The 13,602-nt window shown below is 65.4% G+C and carries 11 protein-coding genes; 2 read left to right on the top strand and 9 right to left on the bottom strand.

The annotated features are described in order from the left end of the window. Positions 1–53: 53 nt before the first annotated feature. The 8 genes from IC232_RS18450 to IC232_RS18415 all read right to left on the bottom strand — a co-directional run bounded on the left by IC232_RS18450 (position 54) and on the right by IC232_RS18415 (position 8,674). Positions 54–299, bottom strand: a complete 246-nt coding sequence (locus IC232_RS18450; protein WP_036351954.1) for a twin-arginine translocase TatA/TatE family subunit — start codon at positions 297–299, stop codon at positions 54–56. Between the two features lie 59 nt (positions 300–358). Next, positions 359–1,483, bottom strand: a complete 1,125-nt coding sequence (locus IC232_RS18445; RefSeq protein ID WP_190846444.1) for an ABC transporter ATP-binding protein — start codon at positions 1,481–1,483, stop codon at positions 359–361. After that, positions 1,480–2,211 (bottom strand): SMC-Scp complex subunit ScpB, encoded by a 732-nt coding sequence (gene scpB, locus IC232_RS18440; protein WP_190846443.1) that lies wholly within the window; start codon positions 2,209–2,211, stop codon positions 1,480–1,482. Before scpB ends, IC232_RS18445 begins: the two co-directional genes overlap by 4 nt. A 1-nt stretch (position 2,212) precedes the next feature. After that, positions 2,213–3,013, bottom strand: coding sequence for a segregation and condensation protein A (locus IC232_RS18435; RefSeq protein ID WP_190846442.1), 801 nt, complete (start codon positions 3,011–3,013; stop codon positions 2,213–2,215). Positions 3,014–3,051: 38 nt separating this feature from the next. Further along, on the bottom strand, positions 3,052–4,071 hold the full coding sequence (nagZ, locus tag IC232_RS18430; RefSeq protein ID WP_190846441.1) for a beta-N-acetylhexosaminidase: 1,020 nt from the start codon (positions 4,069–4,071) through the stop codon (positions 3,052–3,054). A gap of 74 nt (positions 4,072–4,145) precedes the next feature. Then, positions 4,146–5,549, bottom strand: coding sequence for an SPOR domain-containing protein (locus IC232_RS18425; protein WP_190846440.1), 1,404 nt, complete (start codon positions 5,547–5,549; stop codon positions 4,146–4,148). A 107-nt stretch (positions 5,550–5,656) separates the two neighbouring features. Then, on the bottom strand, positions 5,657–7,417 hold the full coding sequence (gene argS, locus IC232_RS18420) for an arginine--tRNA ligase (protein WP_190846439.1): 1,761 nt from the start codon (positions 7,415–7,417) through the stop codon (positions 5,657–5,659). Between the two features lie 48 nt (positions 7,418–7,465). Next, on the bottom strand, positions 7,466–8,674 hold the full coding sequence (locus tag IC232_RS18415; RefSeq protein WP_190846438.1) for a deoxyguanosinetriphosphate triphosphohydrolase: 1,209 nt from the start codon (positions 8,672–8,674) through the stop codon (positions 7,466–7,468). A gap of 94 nt (positions 8,675–8,768) precedes the next feature. Here IC232_RS18415 and erpA point away from each other — a divergent pair, with 94 nt between their 5' ends. Both erpA and IC232_RS18405 read left to right on the top strand, forming a co-directional pair. After that, complete coding sequence (gene erpA / locus IC232_RS18410; RefSeq protein WP_190846437.1) at positions 8,769–9,095, top strand: iron-sulfur cluster insertion protein ErpA; 327 nt, start codon at positions 8,769–8,771, stop codon at positions 9,093–9,095. A gap of 89 nt (positions 9,096–9,184) precedes the next feature. Next, the gene (locus IC232_RS18405) at positions 9,185–11,044 is read left to right on the top strand and encodes a hypothetical protein (RefSeq protein ID WP_190846436.1); all 1,860 of its coding nucleotides are present in this window, start codon (positions 9,185–9,187) and stop codon (positions 11,042–11,044) included. Between the two features lie 171 nt (positions 11,045–11,215). Here IC232_RS18405 and IC232_RS18400 read toward each other — a convergent pair whose 3' ends face one another. Next, entirely contained in the window at positions 11,216–13,519 is a 2,304-nt protein-coding gene (locus tag IC232_RS18400; protein WP_190846435.1) for an NADP-dependent malic enzyme, read from the bottom strand. Positions 13,520–13,602: the final 83 nt, after the last annotated feature.

Here is a 13,602-nt window from a genome sequence, read left to right as displayed (position 1 = left end):
CTTAGGTACTCACGCGTACTGATACACCGCTTGAAGCGGCGGCTGACGAAAGCTTAGCCGACCTTGTGGTCCGTCGTAACGGTAGTGGTGGTCGTCGTGCCGTTCTGGTGATCGATGGTGCGAACCGGCTCGGAGGGCTGCACCGGCTTTGCCGGGGTGTCGTCCTCGGACATGCCCTTCTTGAAGGCCTTGATGCCCTTCGCGACGTCGCCCATCATGTCGGAGATCTTGCCGCGTCCGAACAGCAGGACGACGATCAAGCCCACAACGATCCAGTGCCAAATACTCGTGCCACCCATGGCAATCCTCCTGCGCCCTCGAGAGGCGCGGCATTTCAGATGAAGAACTTGCCGCCAACCTATGCGTCGGACGCGGCGAAAACAAGGACATCCTTCGTATCGACATCGATGCCCACATCCTGTCCCTCCCTCACGTCAACGGGATCGTGAACACGGGCCTGGAGCGGACGGTCGACGCCCTGCACGTCGATATGGACCAGATCGACCTCCCCGAGGAACCGGCGCGAGACCACGCGGCCCGGCAGGCAGAAGCCCGCCGGCCTCAGCCTCACACCCTGGGGACGCACGCACACGATGGCGGGGCCATCGCCCAGGTGCGGCGCTGGGAATACGCCCACCGGGCAACTCACCTGACCGTTGCGCACAACGCCCTCGAGCTCGTTGAAGTCGCAGAAGAACCGGGCGGCAAAGAGGTTTTCCGGCCTCCGATAGATTTCTTCGGCCTCGCCCTGCTGGATGATCCGGCCTGCCCGCATCAGGACAATCCGGTCGGCGATCCGCATCGCCTCCTCCGGGTCGTGGGTCACCACGATGGTGGTGGCGCCGGTCTCCCGCAGGATGGCCACGGTCTCGTCGCGGATCGCATCGCGCATGCGCCGGTCGAGGTTGGAGAACGGCTCGTCCATGAGCAGCACGCCGGGACGGGGCGCAATGGAGCGCGCCAGCGCCACCCGCTGCTGCTCGCCGCCCGACAGGGTGTGGGGGTATTCGTTGGCGTAATGCTCCAGGCCGACGCGGGACAGGGCGCGGCGCGCCGCAACCCCGGCCTCGGAGGCCGAGAGATCCTTCAGGCCGAACATGATGTTCTGCAGGATCGTCATGTGCGGGAACAGGGCATAATCCTGGAACATCAGCCCGATGCCGCGTCTCTCCGGCTCCACGAAAGCACGCGGCCCGCTGGCCTCCAGGCCGTCCATGAGCACCCGGCCTGAGGTGGGAGCCTCCACGCCGGCCGCGATGCGCAGCAGGGTCGTCTTTCCGCAGCCGGAATGGCCGAGCAGACAAACGATCTCGCCCGGCTCGATGGTGAGCGAGACCCCATCAAGGGCGCGCTGGCTGCCATAGGCCTGAACGATGGTCTCGAAGGTGAGTTGCGCCGGGATCGAGGCGCCCGCCGTGCCGCGCTGGCCCCAGCGGGGCAGACGGAACCGGTCGCGGGCGGAGCCGGCTGGCCTGTCGGTCATTCCTCGCCGGCCTCGGTCTGGTGCATGTCCAGAGGCTGCAGCAGATCGTCGTCGAGGGGATCCTCATCCTCACGCAGGGCATCGGCATCGGAGGGCAACGGCACCGAGAAGTCGGACGGAACGCGGCCGTCGATGAAGCCTGCACCCTTCAGCTCTTCAAGGCCCGGCAGATCCTCGATGGCGTCGAGCCCGAAATGCTCAAGGAAAGCCGGCGTGGTGCCGTAGGTGACCGGGCGCCCCGGCGCCTTCCGGCGGCCGCGCAGGCGGATCCAGCTCGTCTCCAGGAGCAGGTCGATGGTGCCCTTCGAGGTGGCGACGCCGCGGATCTCCTCAATCTCGGCCCGGGTCACCGGCTGGTGATAGGCGATGATCGCCAGCGTCTCCATGGCGGCGCGGGAGAGCTTGCGCTGCTCGACTACGTCGCGGGCGAGCACGAAGGACAGGTCGCTCGCCGTCCGGAAGGTCCATTTCCCCGCGACCTTGACCAGATTGACGCCCCGCATCGCATAAAGCTCGGCAAGATCCTGCAGGATCTTGTCCACATCCGCGCCTTCCGGCAGGCGGCCGCCCAGATCCTCGACGCTCAACGGAGCCGCGGAGGCGAACAGCAGCGCCTCGGCGATGCGCATGGCCTCGCCGTGATCGGGCACATGATCAGGCCCCTGGCTAACCTCGGGCGCGTCCTCTTCCATAATTTCGGGGGCTTCGTCCTGCATGTCGGGCAGCATCCTAAACTCCTGCCTCGGCCGGGTCGGCAACGGGTTTGACCCAGACCGGCGCGAAAGCCTCGTCCTGGCGCATCGTGAGCTTGCCTTCACGCACCATTTCCAGGGTGGCGGAGAGGGCCGAGGCCAGAACGGTCGGGCGCATGGCGGGCTCGACCATGTATTCCACAAGATAGGTATCGAGGGTCACCCAATCGCCCAGGTGGCCGACAAGGCGCTCCAGGGCCTCCCGGGCCTCGACCAGGGACCAGACATTCCGCTTATGGAGCGAAACCCTGGCGTTGAACCGCATCTGCCGCTGCACGGCATAGGCCTTGAGCAGGTCGTAGAGGCTGGCCTCGTAATGGGAATCCCGGTTGATGATGACAGGCTCCGGGGCGCCGCGGGCGAACACGTCGCGGCCCAGCCAGGCGCGCTCGCCCATCCTCTTGGCCGCCTCGCGGATCGCCTCCAGGCGGCGCAGGCGCAGCGCGAGCGCAGAGGCCAGATCCTCGGCGCTCGGCTCCTCGCCTTTCGGCGGCTCCGGCAGCAGGAGGCGGGATTTGAGATAGGCGAGCCACGCCGCCATCACGAGGTAGTCGGCCGCAAGCTCCAGGCGCATGCGCCGCGCCGCCTCGATGAAGGCGATGTACTGCTCGGCGAGGGCTAGAATCGAGATGCGGTGGAGATCAACCTTCTGGCGGCGGGCGAGCTCAAGCAGCAGGTCGAGCGGCCCTTCGAACCCGTCCACGTCGACGAGCAGCGCCGGCTCGCTCTCGGCGCGCTCGTTCATCTCGACGTCGTCAAAGGGTAAGGGCTTGGCCATGGACGCTACTCAACTCACTCCGCGAAGCTTCACGGGCTTTAGGCAATCATCGCAAGAGCAGAATCGAGCCGCGCCCGGGCATCCACAGGATCCAGGGGCTCCGGATCGTGGGTGATGCGCGCTAACGCAGCGTTAGCACGGCGCAGGGCATCTCCCGCCAGGATGGGGGCGGCCTCGGCCACCGCGCTCATCTCCTCCATGCTGCCGTTGCAGTGGAGGCCCATGTCGCAACCGGCCGCAAAAGCCGCCTCGGTGCGGCTCCGGAAGGATCCCGACAAGGCATGCATGGACAGGTCGTCGGTCATCACCAGCCCGTCATAGCCGATATGGCCGCGGATGATCTCCTCCATGACGATGCGGGATGTTGTGGCGGGATGGTCCGGGTCGAGGGCCGTGTAGACCACGTGGGCCGTCATCGCGAGAGGCATGTCGGTGAGCATGCGGAACGGCGCGAAATCGTGCCGCTCCAGCTCCTCGCGGGAGGCCTCGACCACGGGCAGCGCCAGGTGGCTGTCTGCCCCTGCCCGGCCGTGGCCCGGCATGTGCTTGACCACCGGCAGGACACCGCCGGCCATCAGGCCCTCGGCGGCAGCCCGGCCGAGCACGGCCACCTGAGCGGGCGTCTTGCCGTAGGCCCGGTCGCCGATGATGTCGTGGGAGCCCGGCGAAGGCACGTCGAGGACGGGCAGGCAATCCACCGTGACCCCGACGGAGCGGAGATCGTGGGCGATCAGGCGAGCCCCGAGGCGGGTGATCTCCCGCTGGACGAGGGGATCGTTGGCGTGGAGCTGTCCATAGGTGCGCCCGGCTGGGTATTTTGGCCAGTGCGGCGGCCCCATGCGCTGAACCCGGCCGCCCTCCTGATCGATGAGGATCGGGGCGTCCGTTCGTCCGACCGTGTCCCTCAAGGAGGCGCAGAGTGTCCTCACCTGCTCAGGCGTATCCACATTGCGGCGGAACAGGATGAAGCCCCAGGGCTGCGCTTCCCGGAAGAAGGCAACCTCGTCGGGGGTGAGCTCAAAGCCGGAGCATCCAGCAATAAAGGCGCGGGTGTTCATACCCGCGCCTTAAGTCCCCTGCTCGGCAGGGTCAAGAAATCTTGGTTGCCAAGCTTGTTCAGTACCAAGCTAAGTCAGTTCTTGGCCACGAAGCACTGGCCGCCCTGCCCCTGGAGCTTGGAGCAGAGGGAGGATGCCTCCTCTTTCGACATCGGCCCGACGCGGACGCGATAGACCGTGTTGCCGTTCACCTCGGCCTTGCGGATCATCGAAGGCTGACCTCCGAGATCGGAAAATTTGCGCTGGAACGAAGCGAACACGGATTGGGCTGCGGCCTCCGAGGTGGCGACGCCGAGCTGCACGGCAAAGCCGCCGGCCCCGGCCGTTTCCGTCGCTGCCGGCGCCGTCGGCTGAACCGAGGCGACCTGCTGCGGGGCCGGGGTGCTGGTGGGCGTTGCTGCGGCCGGTGTGGGCTTCGGGGTCGGAACCGGGGTGGCCGGAGCGGCCGCGGGCGTGCTGGCGACGGGCCTCGGCTGCGCGGCCGGAACCTGGGCGGAAGCGACCTGAACCGGAGCGGACTGAGCCTGGGGCGGCAGGGTCATGGCGGCCGGAGCCGCAGGCTGGGGCGCCGGTGCCTCGCCGGCCGTGGTTCCGTCCGGACGGATCGTGACCGTGCGGACCTTCTTAGGCTCGCCGAGATTGAGGCTGGCGGTCTGCTGCGGCTTGCCCGATGCGCCGACGGTGCCGCCGGTGGCGTCAGCCACGGCGTTGCCGTTCATGCGCACGGCCTGCTGCACGTCGACGGGCTGTTCCTCGCGGTTGACCACCTTGGTGGCACCGTTCTGGTTGGCGCGCTCATAGATCTGCTTGTTCTGGTTCGGGATCTCGACCCCGCCCGGGTTCTGCGGCTGCACCTTGGTCGGCTCGTTGTCCGCCTTGATCAGCAGCGGCTCGCCGCCCGTGATGGAGGATGAACCCGACGCCATGTAGGCTCCGCCGCCGCCGAGCACGAGTGCGCCGAGCACCGCCGCGATGGCAAGGGGTCCCTTGCGCGAACGGGTTTTCTCCACCGGCGGATAATCGAGGCGGTCGGTGTCGTCATAGCCTTGGTCGGGATACTGAGCGGCCTGATCCGAGTAGTAGTCCTGGGCATAGGCCTCGTTGCCGTAGGAATTCTGCTCGTCGTAACCCTGGTCCTGACGGGCCGGCTGGTGGGCATAGCCATCCTGATCGTAGGATTGCGAAGCCTGACCCGCGTGGGATCCATGCGCCGGCACCTCGCGGGCTGCGGGCGTCATAGTGTCGCGGACGGCAAAAAGATCGTCCACCGAGGCACCCTGAGGGCGCTGACGGGACGAGCCGTCATTGGCCAGAATCGATTGAAATGGATCGTCTTGCCCCACGATTCGAGCCAGTTCCGCCAGCGGATCGTTCCGCGTGGCAGAGGCCTGATGGTTCTGCGGGGCGCCCGCCTGGGCGAGTTGCCGCTCGATCTCATTGAGGTCGATGGCAAAACGGGGCTTCGGTGATTCGCTCATGCGCCGGATCTCCAGTTACGCGACAAGAGCACCTGTTGCTCCGCCGGCACGACGTGACAGGACCCGATGCGATCAACCCCTAAGCGCTTGATCCGCTTTAGGAAACACTATCGCATTTCGTCAGGTGCCGTAACGCCCAGGATTGCGAGACCAGATGCGAGCACACCCTTCAGGGCATGCACGAGAGCGAGCCTCGCTTGTGTTGAATCTTCATTAGTTAGATTAACAAAGCGTAATTGCGGCAAGTCTTTGCCCTTATTCCATAAGCTATGGAAGGCGCTCGCGAGATCGTAGAGGTAAAAAGCGACCCGGTGCGGCTCATGTGCTTCCGCCGCGGCCTCGATCACCCTGGGGAACTGGGCGATGCGGTGGATGATGTCCAGTTCCGCTTCGTCACTCAGGATCGAGAGATCCGCCTTTTCAAGCTGAGCCGCCGAGAAGTCCGCGCCTGGATAAGCCTCCCCGGCCTGCCGGAAAACGGACGCGCAACGGGCATGGGCGTACTGGACGTAGAAGACCGGGTTGTCCTTGGACTGCTCGACCACCTTGGCGAGGTCGAAATCCAGGGTCGCGTCGTTCTTGCGGAAGATCATCATGAACCGGGTGGCGTCCCGGCCCACCTCGTCGACCACCTCGCGCAAGGTCACGAAATCGCCGGAGCGCTTCGACATCTTCACCGGCTCGCCGCCGCGCAACAGCTTCACCATCTGGCAGAGCTTCACGTCGAGGTCGGCTTTGTTGTCCGAGACCGCCTTCACGGCCGCCTGCATGCGCTTCACGTAGCCGCCGTGGTCGGCGCCCCAGACGTCGATCATGGAGGCGAAGCCGCGCTCGAACTTGGAGCGGTGATAGGCGATGTCGGAGGCGAAATAGGTGTAGGAGCCGTCCGACTTCAGCAACGGGCGATCGACCTCGTCGCCGAACGCGGTGGCGCGGAACAGGAGTTGCTCGCGGTCTTCCCAGTCCTCGTCCTTCTGCCCCTTGGGGGGCGGCAGGCGGCCCATATAGACGAGGTCGCGGGCTCTCAGCCCGCTGATCAGCTTCGCGACCTCACCGCCGTTCCCCTGCTGCAGGGAGCGCTCGGAGAAGAACACGTCGTGGTGGATGTTGAGCACTGCGAGGTCGCCCCGGATCATGTCCATCATGGCGTTGATGGAGGCGTCGCGCACGAGCGGCAGCCACTCGGCCTCGGGCTTGTCGAGCAGGCTCTGGCCATGCTCTTTGGCGAGCCGCTCGCCCACGGGCTTGAGGTAGTCGCCAGGATAAAGCCCTTCCGGGATCTCGCCGATCTCGTGGCCGAGAGCCTCCTTGTAGCGGAGGTAAGCCGAGTGGGCGAGAACATCGACCTGCGCCCCGGCATCGTTGATGTAGTACTCGCGGGTGACCTTATAGCCGGCGAAATCGAGCAGCCCGGCCAGTGCATCGCCGAACACCGCGCCACGGCAATGGCCCACATGCATCGGGCCCGTGGGATTGGCCGAGACGTATTCCACGTTGACCGGAGCGCCTGCCCCCTGGTCGCTGCGGCCGAAGCCGTTCGCGTCGACGACGGCGGCGCGGAGCACCTCGTGCAGCACGACTGCGTTCAGCCGGATGTTGATGAAGCCGGGTCCGGCGATCTCGACCTTGGTGACGCGCGGATCGTCCTGAAGGTCAGTGACGAGCAGCTCGGCCAGGGCGCGCGGGTTCATGCGCGCTTCCTTGGCCAGCACCATGGCGGCGTTCGTGGCGAGATCGCCGTGGGAGGGATCGCGCGGCGGCTCGACCACCACGCGGCTGACGTCCAGCCCCGATGGAATTTTGCCCGCCTCGGCCAACCGGCCAAGCGCTTCCGCAACCCGCTTCTCGAACAACCCGAAAATGTTCATGGTACTTTGTCTCTGAAGGGCCCTCGGCCCTGAAATGCTGTCGTGCGCCTAACGCAGGTCCGGCGTCACGTCAAACAGGCGCCGGTGCTCGAGGATGGCATAGCGGTCCGTCATGCCGGCGATGTAATCCGCCACACGGCGGGCCAGACGTGGCTCGTCGTCTCTCGGCAGATCGGCCTGCCACTCTTCCGGCATGAGCTCCGGCTCGGCCTTGAAGCGGCGGAACAGGTCCCGCAGCACGTCGTCTGCCTGGGCCCGGACCCTCATGACATCGGGATAGCGGTACATGCGGGCATAGAGGAAGCGCTTGATCGAGGCATCGGCTTCCGTCATGGCCTTCGAGAAGCACACCATCGTGCTCCCCGCCTGCCTGATGTCGCCCGCGCTCTGCGGCGCCAGGGCGGCGATCCTGCGCTCCCCTTCCGCCACCACATCCTCGACGAAGCGGGTGATCACGCGCCGGGTCAGCTCGTGAATGCGACGGGAGAGATCGAGCCCCGGATAGCGGCTCTCGATCTCGGACAGGAGACCTGCGAGGAACGGCACCTCGCCCAGGTCCTCGATCTGGAACAGCCCGGCCCGGAGGCCGTCGTCGAGATCGTGGGCATCGTAGGCGATATCGTCGGCAATGGCCGCGGCTTGAGCCTCGCCGCCGGCGTGGGTGGCGAGCTCCAGATCCTGCTGGGCGTTGTATTCGAGGATCGCCAGGGGAACGCCACGGGCGGCGTAGCGCAGGGTCGGCTTGCCGTCTGAATCGAGCAGCGGGCCGTTGTGCTTGACCAGTCCCTCCAGGGTCTCCCAGGTGAGGTTCAACCCGTCGTATTCCGCATAGCGACGCTCCAGACGCGTGACGACGCGAAGAGCCTGGGCGTTGTGGTCGAACCCGCCGAAACCCGCCATGCACTCGTCCAGCGTATCCTCGCCCGTATGCCCGAAGGGCGTATGGCCGAGGTCGTGGGAGAGCGCCAGCGCCTCGGCCAGATCCTCGTCGAGACCCAGGGAGCGGGCCAAGGCGCGGGCGATCTGGCTCACCTCGATGGTGTGGGTCAGGCGCGTCCGGAAATGGTCGCCCTCGTGATAAACGAACACCTGCGTCTTGTGCTTGAGCCGGCGAAAGGCCGAGGAATGGATGATCCGGTCCCGGTCGCGCTGGAAATCACTGCGGGTCGGGGAAACCGCCTCAGGAAAGAGCCGGCCTCGGCTCCCCCACGGGTCGCAGGCGTAAGGGGCTCGCCATCTCTCGCCAAAGGGCCGCACTCAAATCCCCGGGTTGAAGCCTTGTCAGGGCGCACTTACCTTGGTCATAGCATCTAGTGCAAGATTTGCGTCCTTCGATGGACTGGAAGTGCCCATGACCGGTATCACCCTCACAGACCGCGCCGCCCGCCGCATCAACGAGATCATGGCCTCGGAGCCGGAAGGCTCGCACCTGAGAATCAGCGTCAACGGCGGCGGCTGCTCGGGCTTCCAGTACGCCTTCGACGTGGACCGGACCCGGCAGGACGCCGATCTCGTGATCGAGAAGGACGGGGCCAAGGTGGTGGTGGACGATGTGTCGATCCAGTACATGGACGGCTCCGTGATCGACTTCGTGGACGACCTGATCGGCCAGTCCTTCAAGATCGAGAACCCTCATGCGACTGCCGCCTGCGGCTGCGGCACCTCGTTCTCGTTGTAAAAACGTTACGTAACCTCCTACTCTCCCCACCTGAGCGCCTATCAGTTAAAGGTTGCCGGCCTCCGATTCGGCTGGCCTTGGGAGACATCATGAGACTTCGTTATCGCGCCGGCGTTGCCGCCCTCGCCCTGCTCGCAGGCTCCACAGCCCTGTCCTTCGAGCCGGCCGTTCTGCGTGATCTCGTGATCGAGACAGGCGGACAGCGCATCACCATCGGGGCCGTCAAGGTTCCGCTCTGGAGCGCCGCTTTCGCCCAATCAGCCGACAGCTTCAGCCTCGAGAACGTCGCCTTCACATTCGGGACGACAACATACGAGGCGAAGCGGATCGAGTTCTCCGGCGTATCGACGCCGCGGGGCGAGATCGAGGCGCTGTTCGCGTCCGCCTCCACCGAACCGATGGAAAGCCGCCTCAGGCGGATCAACGCCAAGCAGATCACGATCCCCGAGATGCGCGTGAAGCAGACGTTAGGCAAGGAGAGCCAGACCACAACCTACCGGAACACCGTCCTCAGCGACGTCTCCGAAGGGCGGATCGCCTTGGCTGTGATCGAGGCCATGGCCATGGAATCGTCGGGCGCCAAGAACAAGGCTGTGATCACCGGCGGCCGGACTACGATGGAAGAGGTCGATCTGCCGGCCATGGCTCGGCTCTACGAGGCCAAGGCCGACAGCCCCTCCACACCTATGGCCAAGATCTACGGGGCGTTCTCGCTGGAAAACGTGCAGCTGGTGGACAGCCAGGAAGGCATCACCTTCAAGATCGCCCGCATCGGCGGCCGCGACTTTCTTGGACGTCCGACGAAGGATTCCTGGACTGGCACCGTCGCCCTAATGACCGAAATGTCGGATCGCACCGATCTCTCATCCGAGGATCAGACCCGACTCCTGCCTGCCATCGCCGACATGATGGACGCCTTCCAGATCGGCTTCATGGAGGCTTCGGGAATCGAGATGGCGTCCAAGGCCAAGGACTCGGCGGGTCAGGCCCGCATTGCCCGCATCGCCTATACGGGCGGCACGGATGCCCAGCCGGCGGACATGCGCTGGGAGGGCTTCGAGTTTTCCGACAAGGACAACCGCATGAAGCTCGACTCGTTGAGCCTCACGGGCTTCTCGATGCGGCAGACGCTCGATGGCCTCAGGAACCTTCAGGGCAAATCCTTTGACGATCTCGATGCCGCGACGGCGCGCAGCCTCGTTCCGACCTTCGGCACTCTGCGCGTATCGGGCTTCTCCATTCACGGAACGACCGAGGACGAGGGCAAGAAGGTCAAGGTTCAGGCGGCGCTGAAAGGCTTCGAGCTGACAGCCGATAAGCCGGTGAATGCCATCCCGACCAATCTCCGGATCGGGCTGCAGAACCTGACAATGGCCCTGCCGACGAAGAGCACCGACGAAGGCATCAAGGAGCTTGTGGCGCTGGGCTACAAGAATATCGACCTCTCGCTCATGGCCGCTGCAAGCTGGAACGAGGCCGCCAAGGAGATCACGCTCAGCGAGGTCTCCGCGCAGGGGCAGGACATGGGCTCGATCGCGATCAAGGGTCTGATCGGCAATGCAGGCAAGGACGTGTTCGATGCCGACACGGCCGTTGCCACCGTGGCTTTGGCCGGGACGAAGGCCAAGGCGCTCGACATCGTGGTCGACAACAAGGGCCTGTTCGAGCGCTACATGGCCAAGGCCGCCAAAGAGCAGAAGACGACCCCGGAGGCTCTTCGGCGCACCTATGGGACCGCGGCCGCCTTCGTCGTGCCGGCCATGATCGGAGACTCGGAGCAGGCTCAGGTTCTGAGCCAAGCCATCGCCCGTTTCATCGCCAAGCCCGGCAAGCTCACGGTCAACGCCACGCCCAAGGATCCGTCAGGATTCGGCATCGCCGAAGCGGTGGTGATGTCCGAGCCGAAGGACGTGCTGAACAAGCTGAACATCAGCGCGAAGGCGGAGTGAAGTTCACATTGTCATTCCGGGGCGGCTCGTAGAGCCGAGCCCGGAATCCATAGACACGACGTATCAGGAAAGAGCGATTAGCGTCGCACCTCTGTTTGCACCGTTAGCGGTTATGGATTCCGGGCTCCGCTGACGCGGCCCCGGAATGACATTGGAAACGTCTCTGCAGTCTCAAATCAGCATCGGCTGATCCTGCTCGGTCGCCTGCGCCTCGACGACTGCGATGGCCGTGAGGTTGACGATGCCGCGGGCCGTCACGGACGGCGTCAGGATATGGGCGGGCTTGGCCGGGCCGATGAGGATCGGGCCGACGGGGAGTGAATCCGCCAGGATCTTGGTGAACTGGAACGCGATGTTCGCCGCATCCAGGTTCGGCATGATCAGCACGTTCGCCTCGCCCGTCAGGCGCGAATGGGGGTTCACCCGCTCGCGCAGCATTTCGGAGAGAGCCGAATCCGCCTGCATCTCGCCATCGACCTCGAGGTCAGGCGCGCGTTCGGTGATGCAGGCGAGCGCCTCGCGCATCTTGAGCGCAGAGCGGCTGTCGGCGGCACCGAAATCCGAATGCGACAGGAGCGCGATCTTCGGCTCCATGCCGAAGCGGCGCACGTGGCTTGCGCAGGCGATCGTCATGTCGGCGATCTGCTCGGCGGTCGGATCGAACTGCACATGCGTGTCGGCCAGGAAGTAGGCGCCCTTCGAGGTGATCACCAAGGACAAGGCCGCCATCTCGTTGACGCCCGGCGCCAAGCCGATGATGTCCTTAATGTGCTTGACGCGGGACTGGAAGCGCCCTTCGAGACCGCAGATCAGCGCATCCGCATCCCCTCTCCGCACGGCGAGCGCGCCGATGACCGTGGAGTTGGTGCGCACGAGCGTCCTTGCCGCATCCGGCGTGATGCCCTTGCGGCCCGCCGCCTCCACGTAGGTGGCGACATAATCGCGATAGCGCGGATCGTCCTCCGGATTCACCAGCTCGAAGTGCCGGCCGATCTCCATGGAGAGGCCGAAGCGCTTCATGCGGGCCTCGACCACATTGGGACGCCCAATCAGGATCGGTTTGGCGATGTCTTCCTCGACGACCACCTGCACGGCGCGCAGGACCCGCTCGTCCTCACCCTCGGCATAGATCACGCGCTTAGGCGAAGCCTTCGCCTGCGAGAACAGCGGCTTCATGATGAAGCCGGAGCGGAACACGAAGCGGCCCAGCGACTCGGCATAGGCCTCGAGATCCTCCAGCGGCCGCGTGGCGACGCCGGAATCCATGGCAGCCTGGGCAACCGCCGGCGCGATGCGCAGGATGAGGCGCGGATCGAACGGGCTCGGGATCAGGGACTTGCGGCCGAAGGGATGCGCCTCGCCGCCATAGGCGCGCGCCACCACCTCGGACGGCGCCTCGCGGGCAAGACCCGCGATGGCCTTCACGGCGGCCGCCTTCATCTCCTCGTTGATCGTGGTCGCGCCCACATCGAGCGCGCCACGGAAGATGTAGGGGAAGCACAGGACATTGTTGACCTGGTTCGGATAATCCGAGCGCCCGGTGCAGATCATCGCGTCGGGACGGGCAGCCTCCGCTTCCTCCGGCATGATCTCCGGATAGGGATTGGCGAGCGCCATGATGAGCGGGCGCGGGGCCATCCGGGCGAGCAGCTCGGGCTTGAGCACGCCGCCAGCGGACAGGCCGAGGAACACGTCCGCATTGGGGATCACGTCGGCGAGCGTGCGGGCGTCGGTGTCCTGCGCATAGACCTGCTTCCAGCGGTCCATGAGCTCGTTGCGGCCCTCATGGACCACGCCCTTGATGTCCGTGACCCAGATGTTCTCGCGCTTGGCGCCGAGCGACACCAGCAGGTTGAGGCAGGCGAGCGCGGCGGCGCCGGCGCCTGAGGTGACGATCTTCACGTCCTCGATGCGCTTGCCCGCCAATTCTAGCGCGTTCGTCACGGCGGCGCCGACGATGATGGCTGTGCCGTGCTGGTCGTCGTGGAAGACCGGAATGCCCATGCGGGCCTTCAACCGCTCCTCGACCTCGAAGCACTCCGGCGCCTTGATGTCCTCGAGATTGATGCCCCCGAAGGTAGGCTCGAGGGCTGCGATCACCTCGACGAGCTTGTCCACATTGTTCTCGGCCACTTCGATGTCGAACACGTCGATGCCGGAGAACTTCTTGAACAGGACCGCCTTGCCTTCCATGACGGGCTTGGAGGCGAGCGGGCCGATATCGCCGAGGCCGAGCACGGCCGTGCCGTTGGAGATCACGGCCACGAGGTTCTGTCGCGAGGTGAGATTGGCGGCTTGCGCCGGATCGGCCGCGATGGCCTCGCAGGGGGCGGCAACACCGGGAGAATAGGCGAGCGCCAGGTCGCGCTGGTTGCCGAGGGGCTTGGTCGGCTGGATCTCGAGCTTACCGGGGCGCGGATACTGATGGTAGAACATCGCCCCCGATTTCAGATCCTGCGAGATGTTGTCTCCCATCCCCGACGCTCCTTGCACTGACCGTGTCACTCAGGACCTTGTGAGCGCCCTGCCCTTCGCCGTCAACGTTCTTCTCAACCGGC

Origin of the sequence: Microvirga sp., assembly GCF_014699075.1 — a bacterium.
Lineage (GTDB): Bacteria > Pseudomonadota > Alphaproteobacteria > Rhizobiales > Beijerinckiaceae > Microvirga.
This window is presented reverse-complemented; position numbering and strand designations above follow the sequence as displayed.

Excerpts from the sequence above, each read along its gene's own strand:
- IC232_RS18450 (WP_036351954.1), bottom strand. The coding sequence starts at position 299 with ATGGGTGGCACGAGTATTTGGCACTGGATCGTTGTGGGCTTGATCGTC.
- IC232_RS18445 (WP_190846444.1), bottom strand. The coding sequence starts at position 1,483 with ATGACCGACAGGCCAGCCGGCTCCGCCCGCGACCGGTTCCGTCTGCCC.
- scpB (WP_190846443.1), bottom strand. The coding sequence starts at position 2,211 with ATGCTGCCCGACATGCAGGACGAAGCCCCCGAAATTATGGAAGAGGAC.
- IC232_RS18435 (WP_190846442.1), bottom strand. The coding sequence starts at position 3,013 with ATGGCCAAGCCCTTACCCTTTGACGACGTCGAGATGAACGAGCGCGCC.
- nagZ (WP_190846441.1), bottom strand. The coding sequence starts at position 4,071 with ATGAACACCCGCGCCTTTATTGCTGGATGCTCCGGCTTTGAGCTCACC.
- IC232_RS18425 (WP_190846440.1), bottom strand. The coding sequence starts at position 5,549 with ATGAGCGAATCACCGAAGCCCCGTTTTGCCATCGACCTCAATGAGATC.
- argS (WP_190846439.1), bottom strand. The coding sequence starts at position 7,417 with ATGAACATTTTCGGGTTGTTCGAGAAGCGGGTTGCGGAAGCGCTTGGC.
- erpA (WP_190846437.1), top strand. The coding sequence starts at position 8,769 with ATGACCGGTATCACCCTCACAGACCGCGCCGCCCGCCGCATCAACGAG.
- IC232_RS18405 (WP_190846436.1), top strand. The coding sequence starts at position 9,185 with ATGAGACTTCGTTATCGCGCCGGCGTTGCCGCCCTCGCCCTGCTCGCA.
- IC232_RS18400 (WP_190846435.1), bottom strand. The coding sequence starts at position 13,519 with ATGGGAGACAACATCTCGCAGGATCTGAAATCGGGGGCGATGTTCTAC.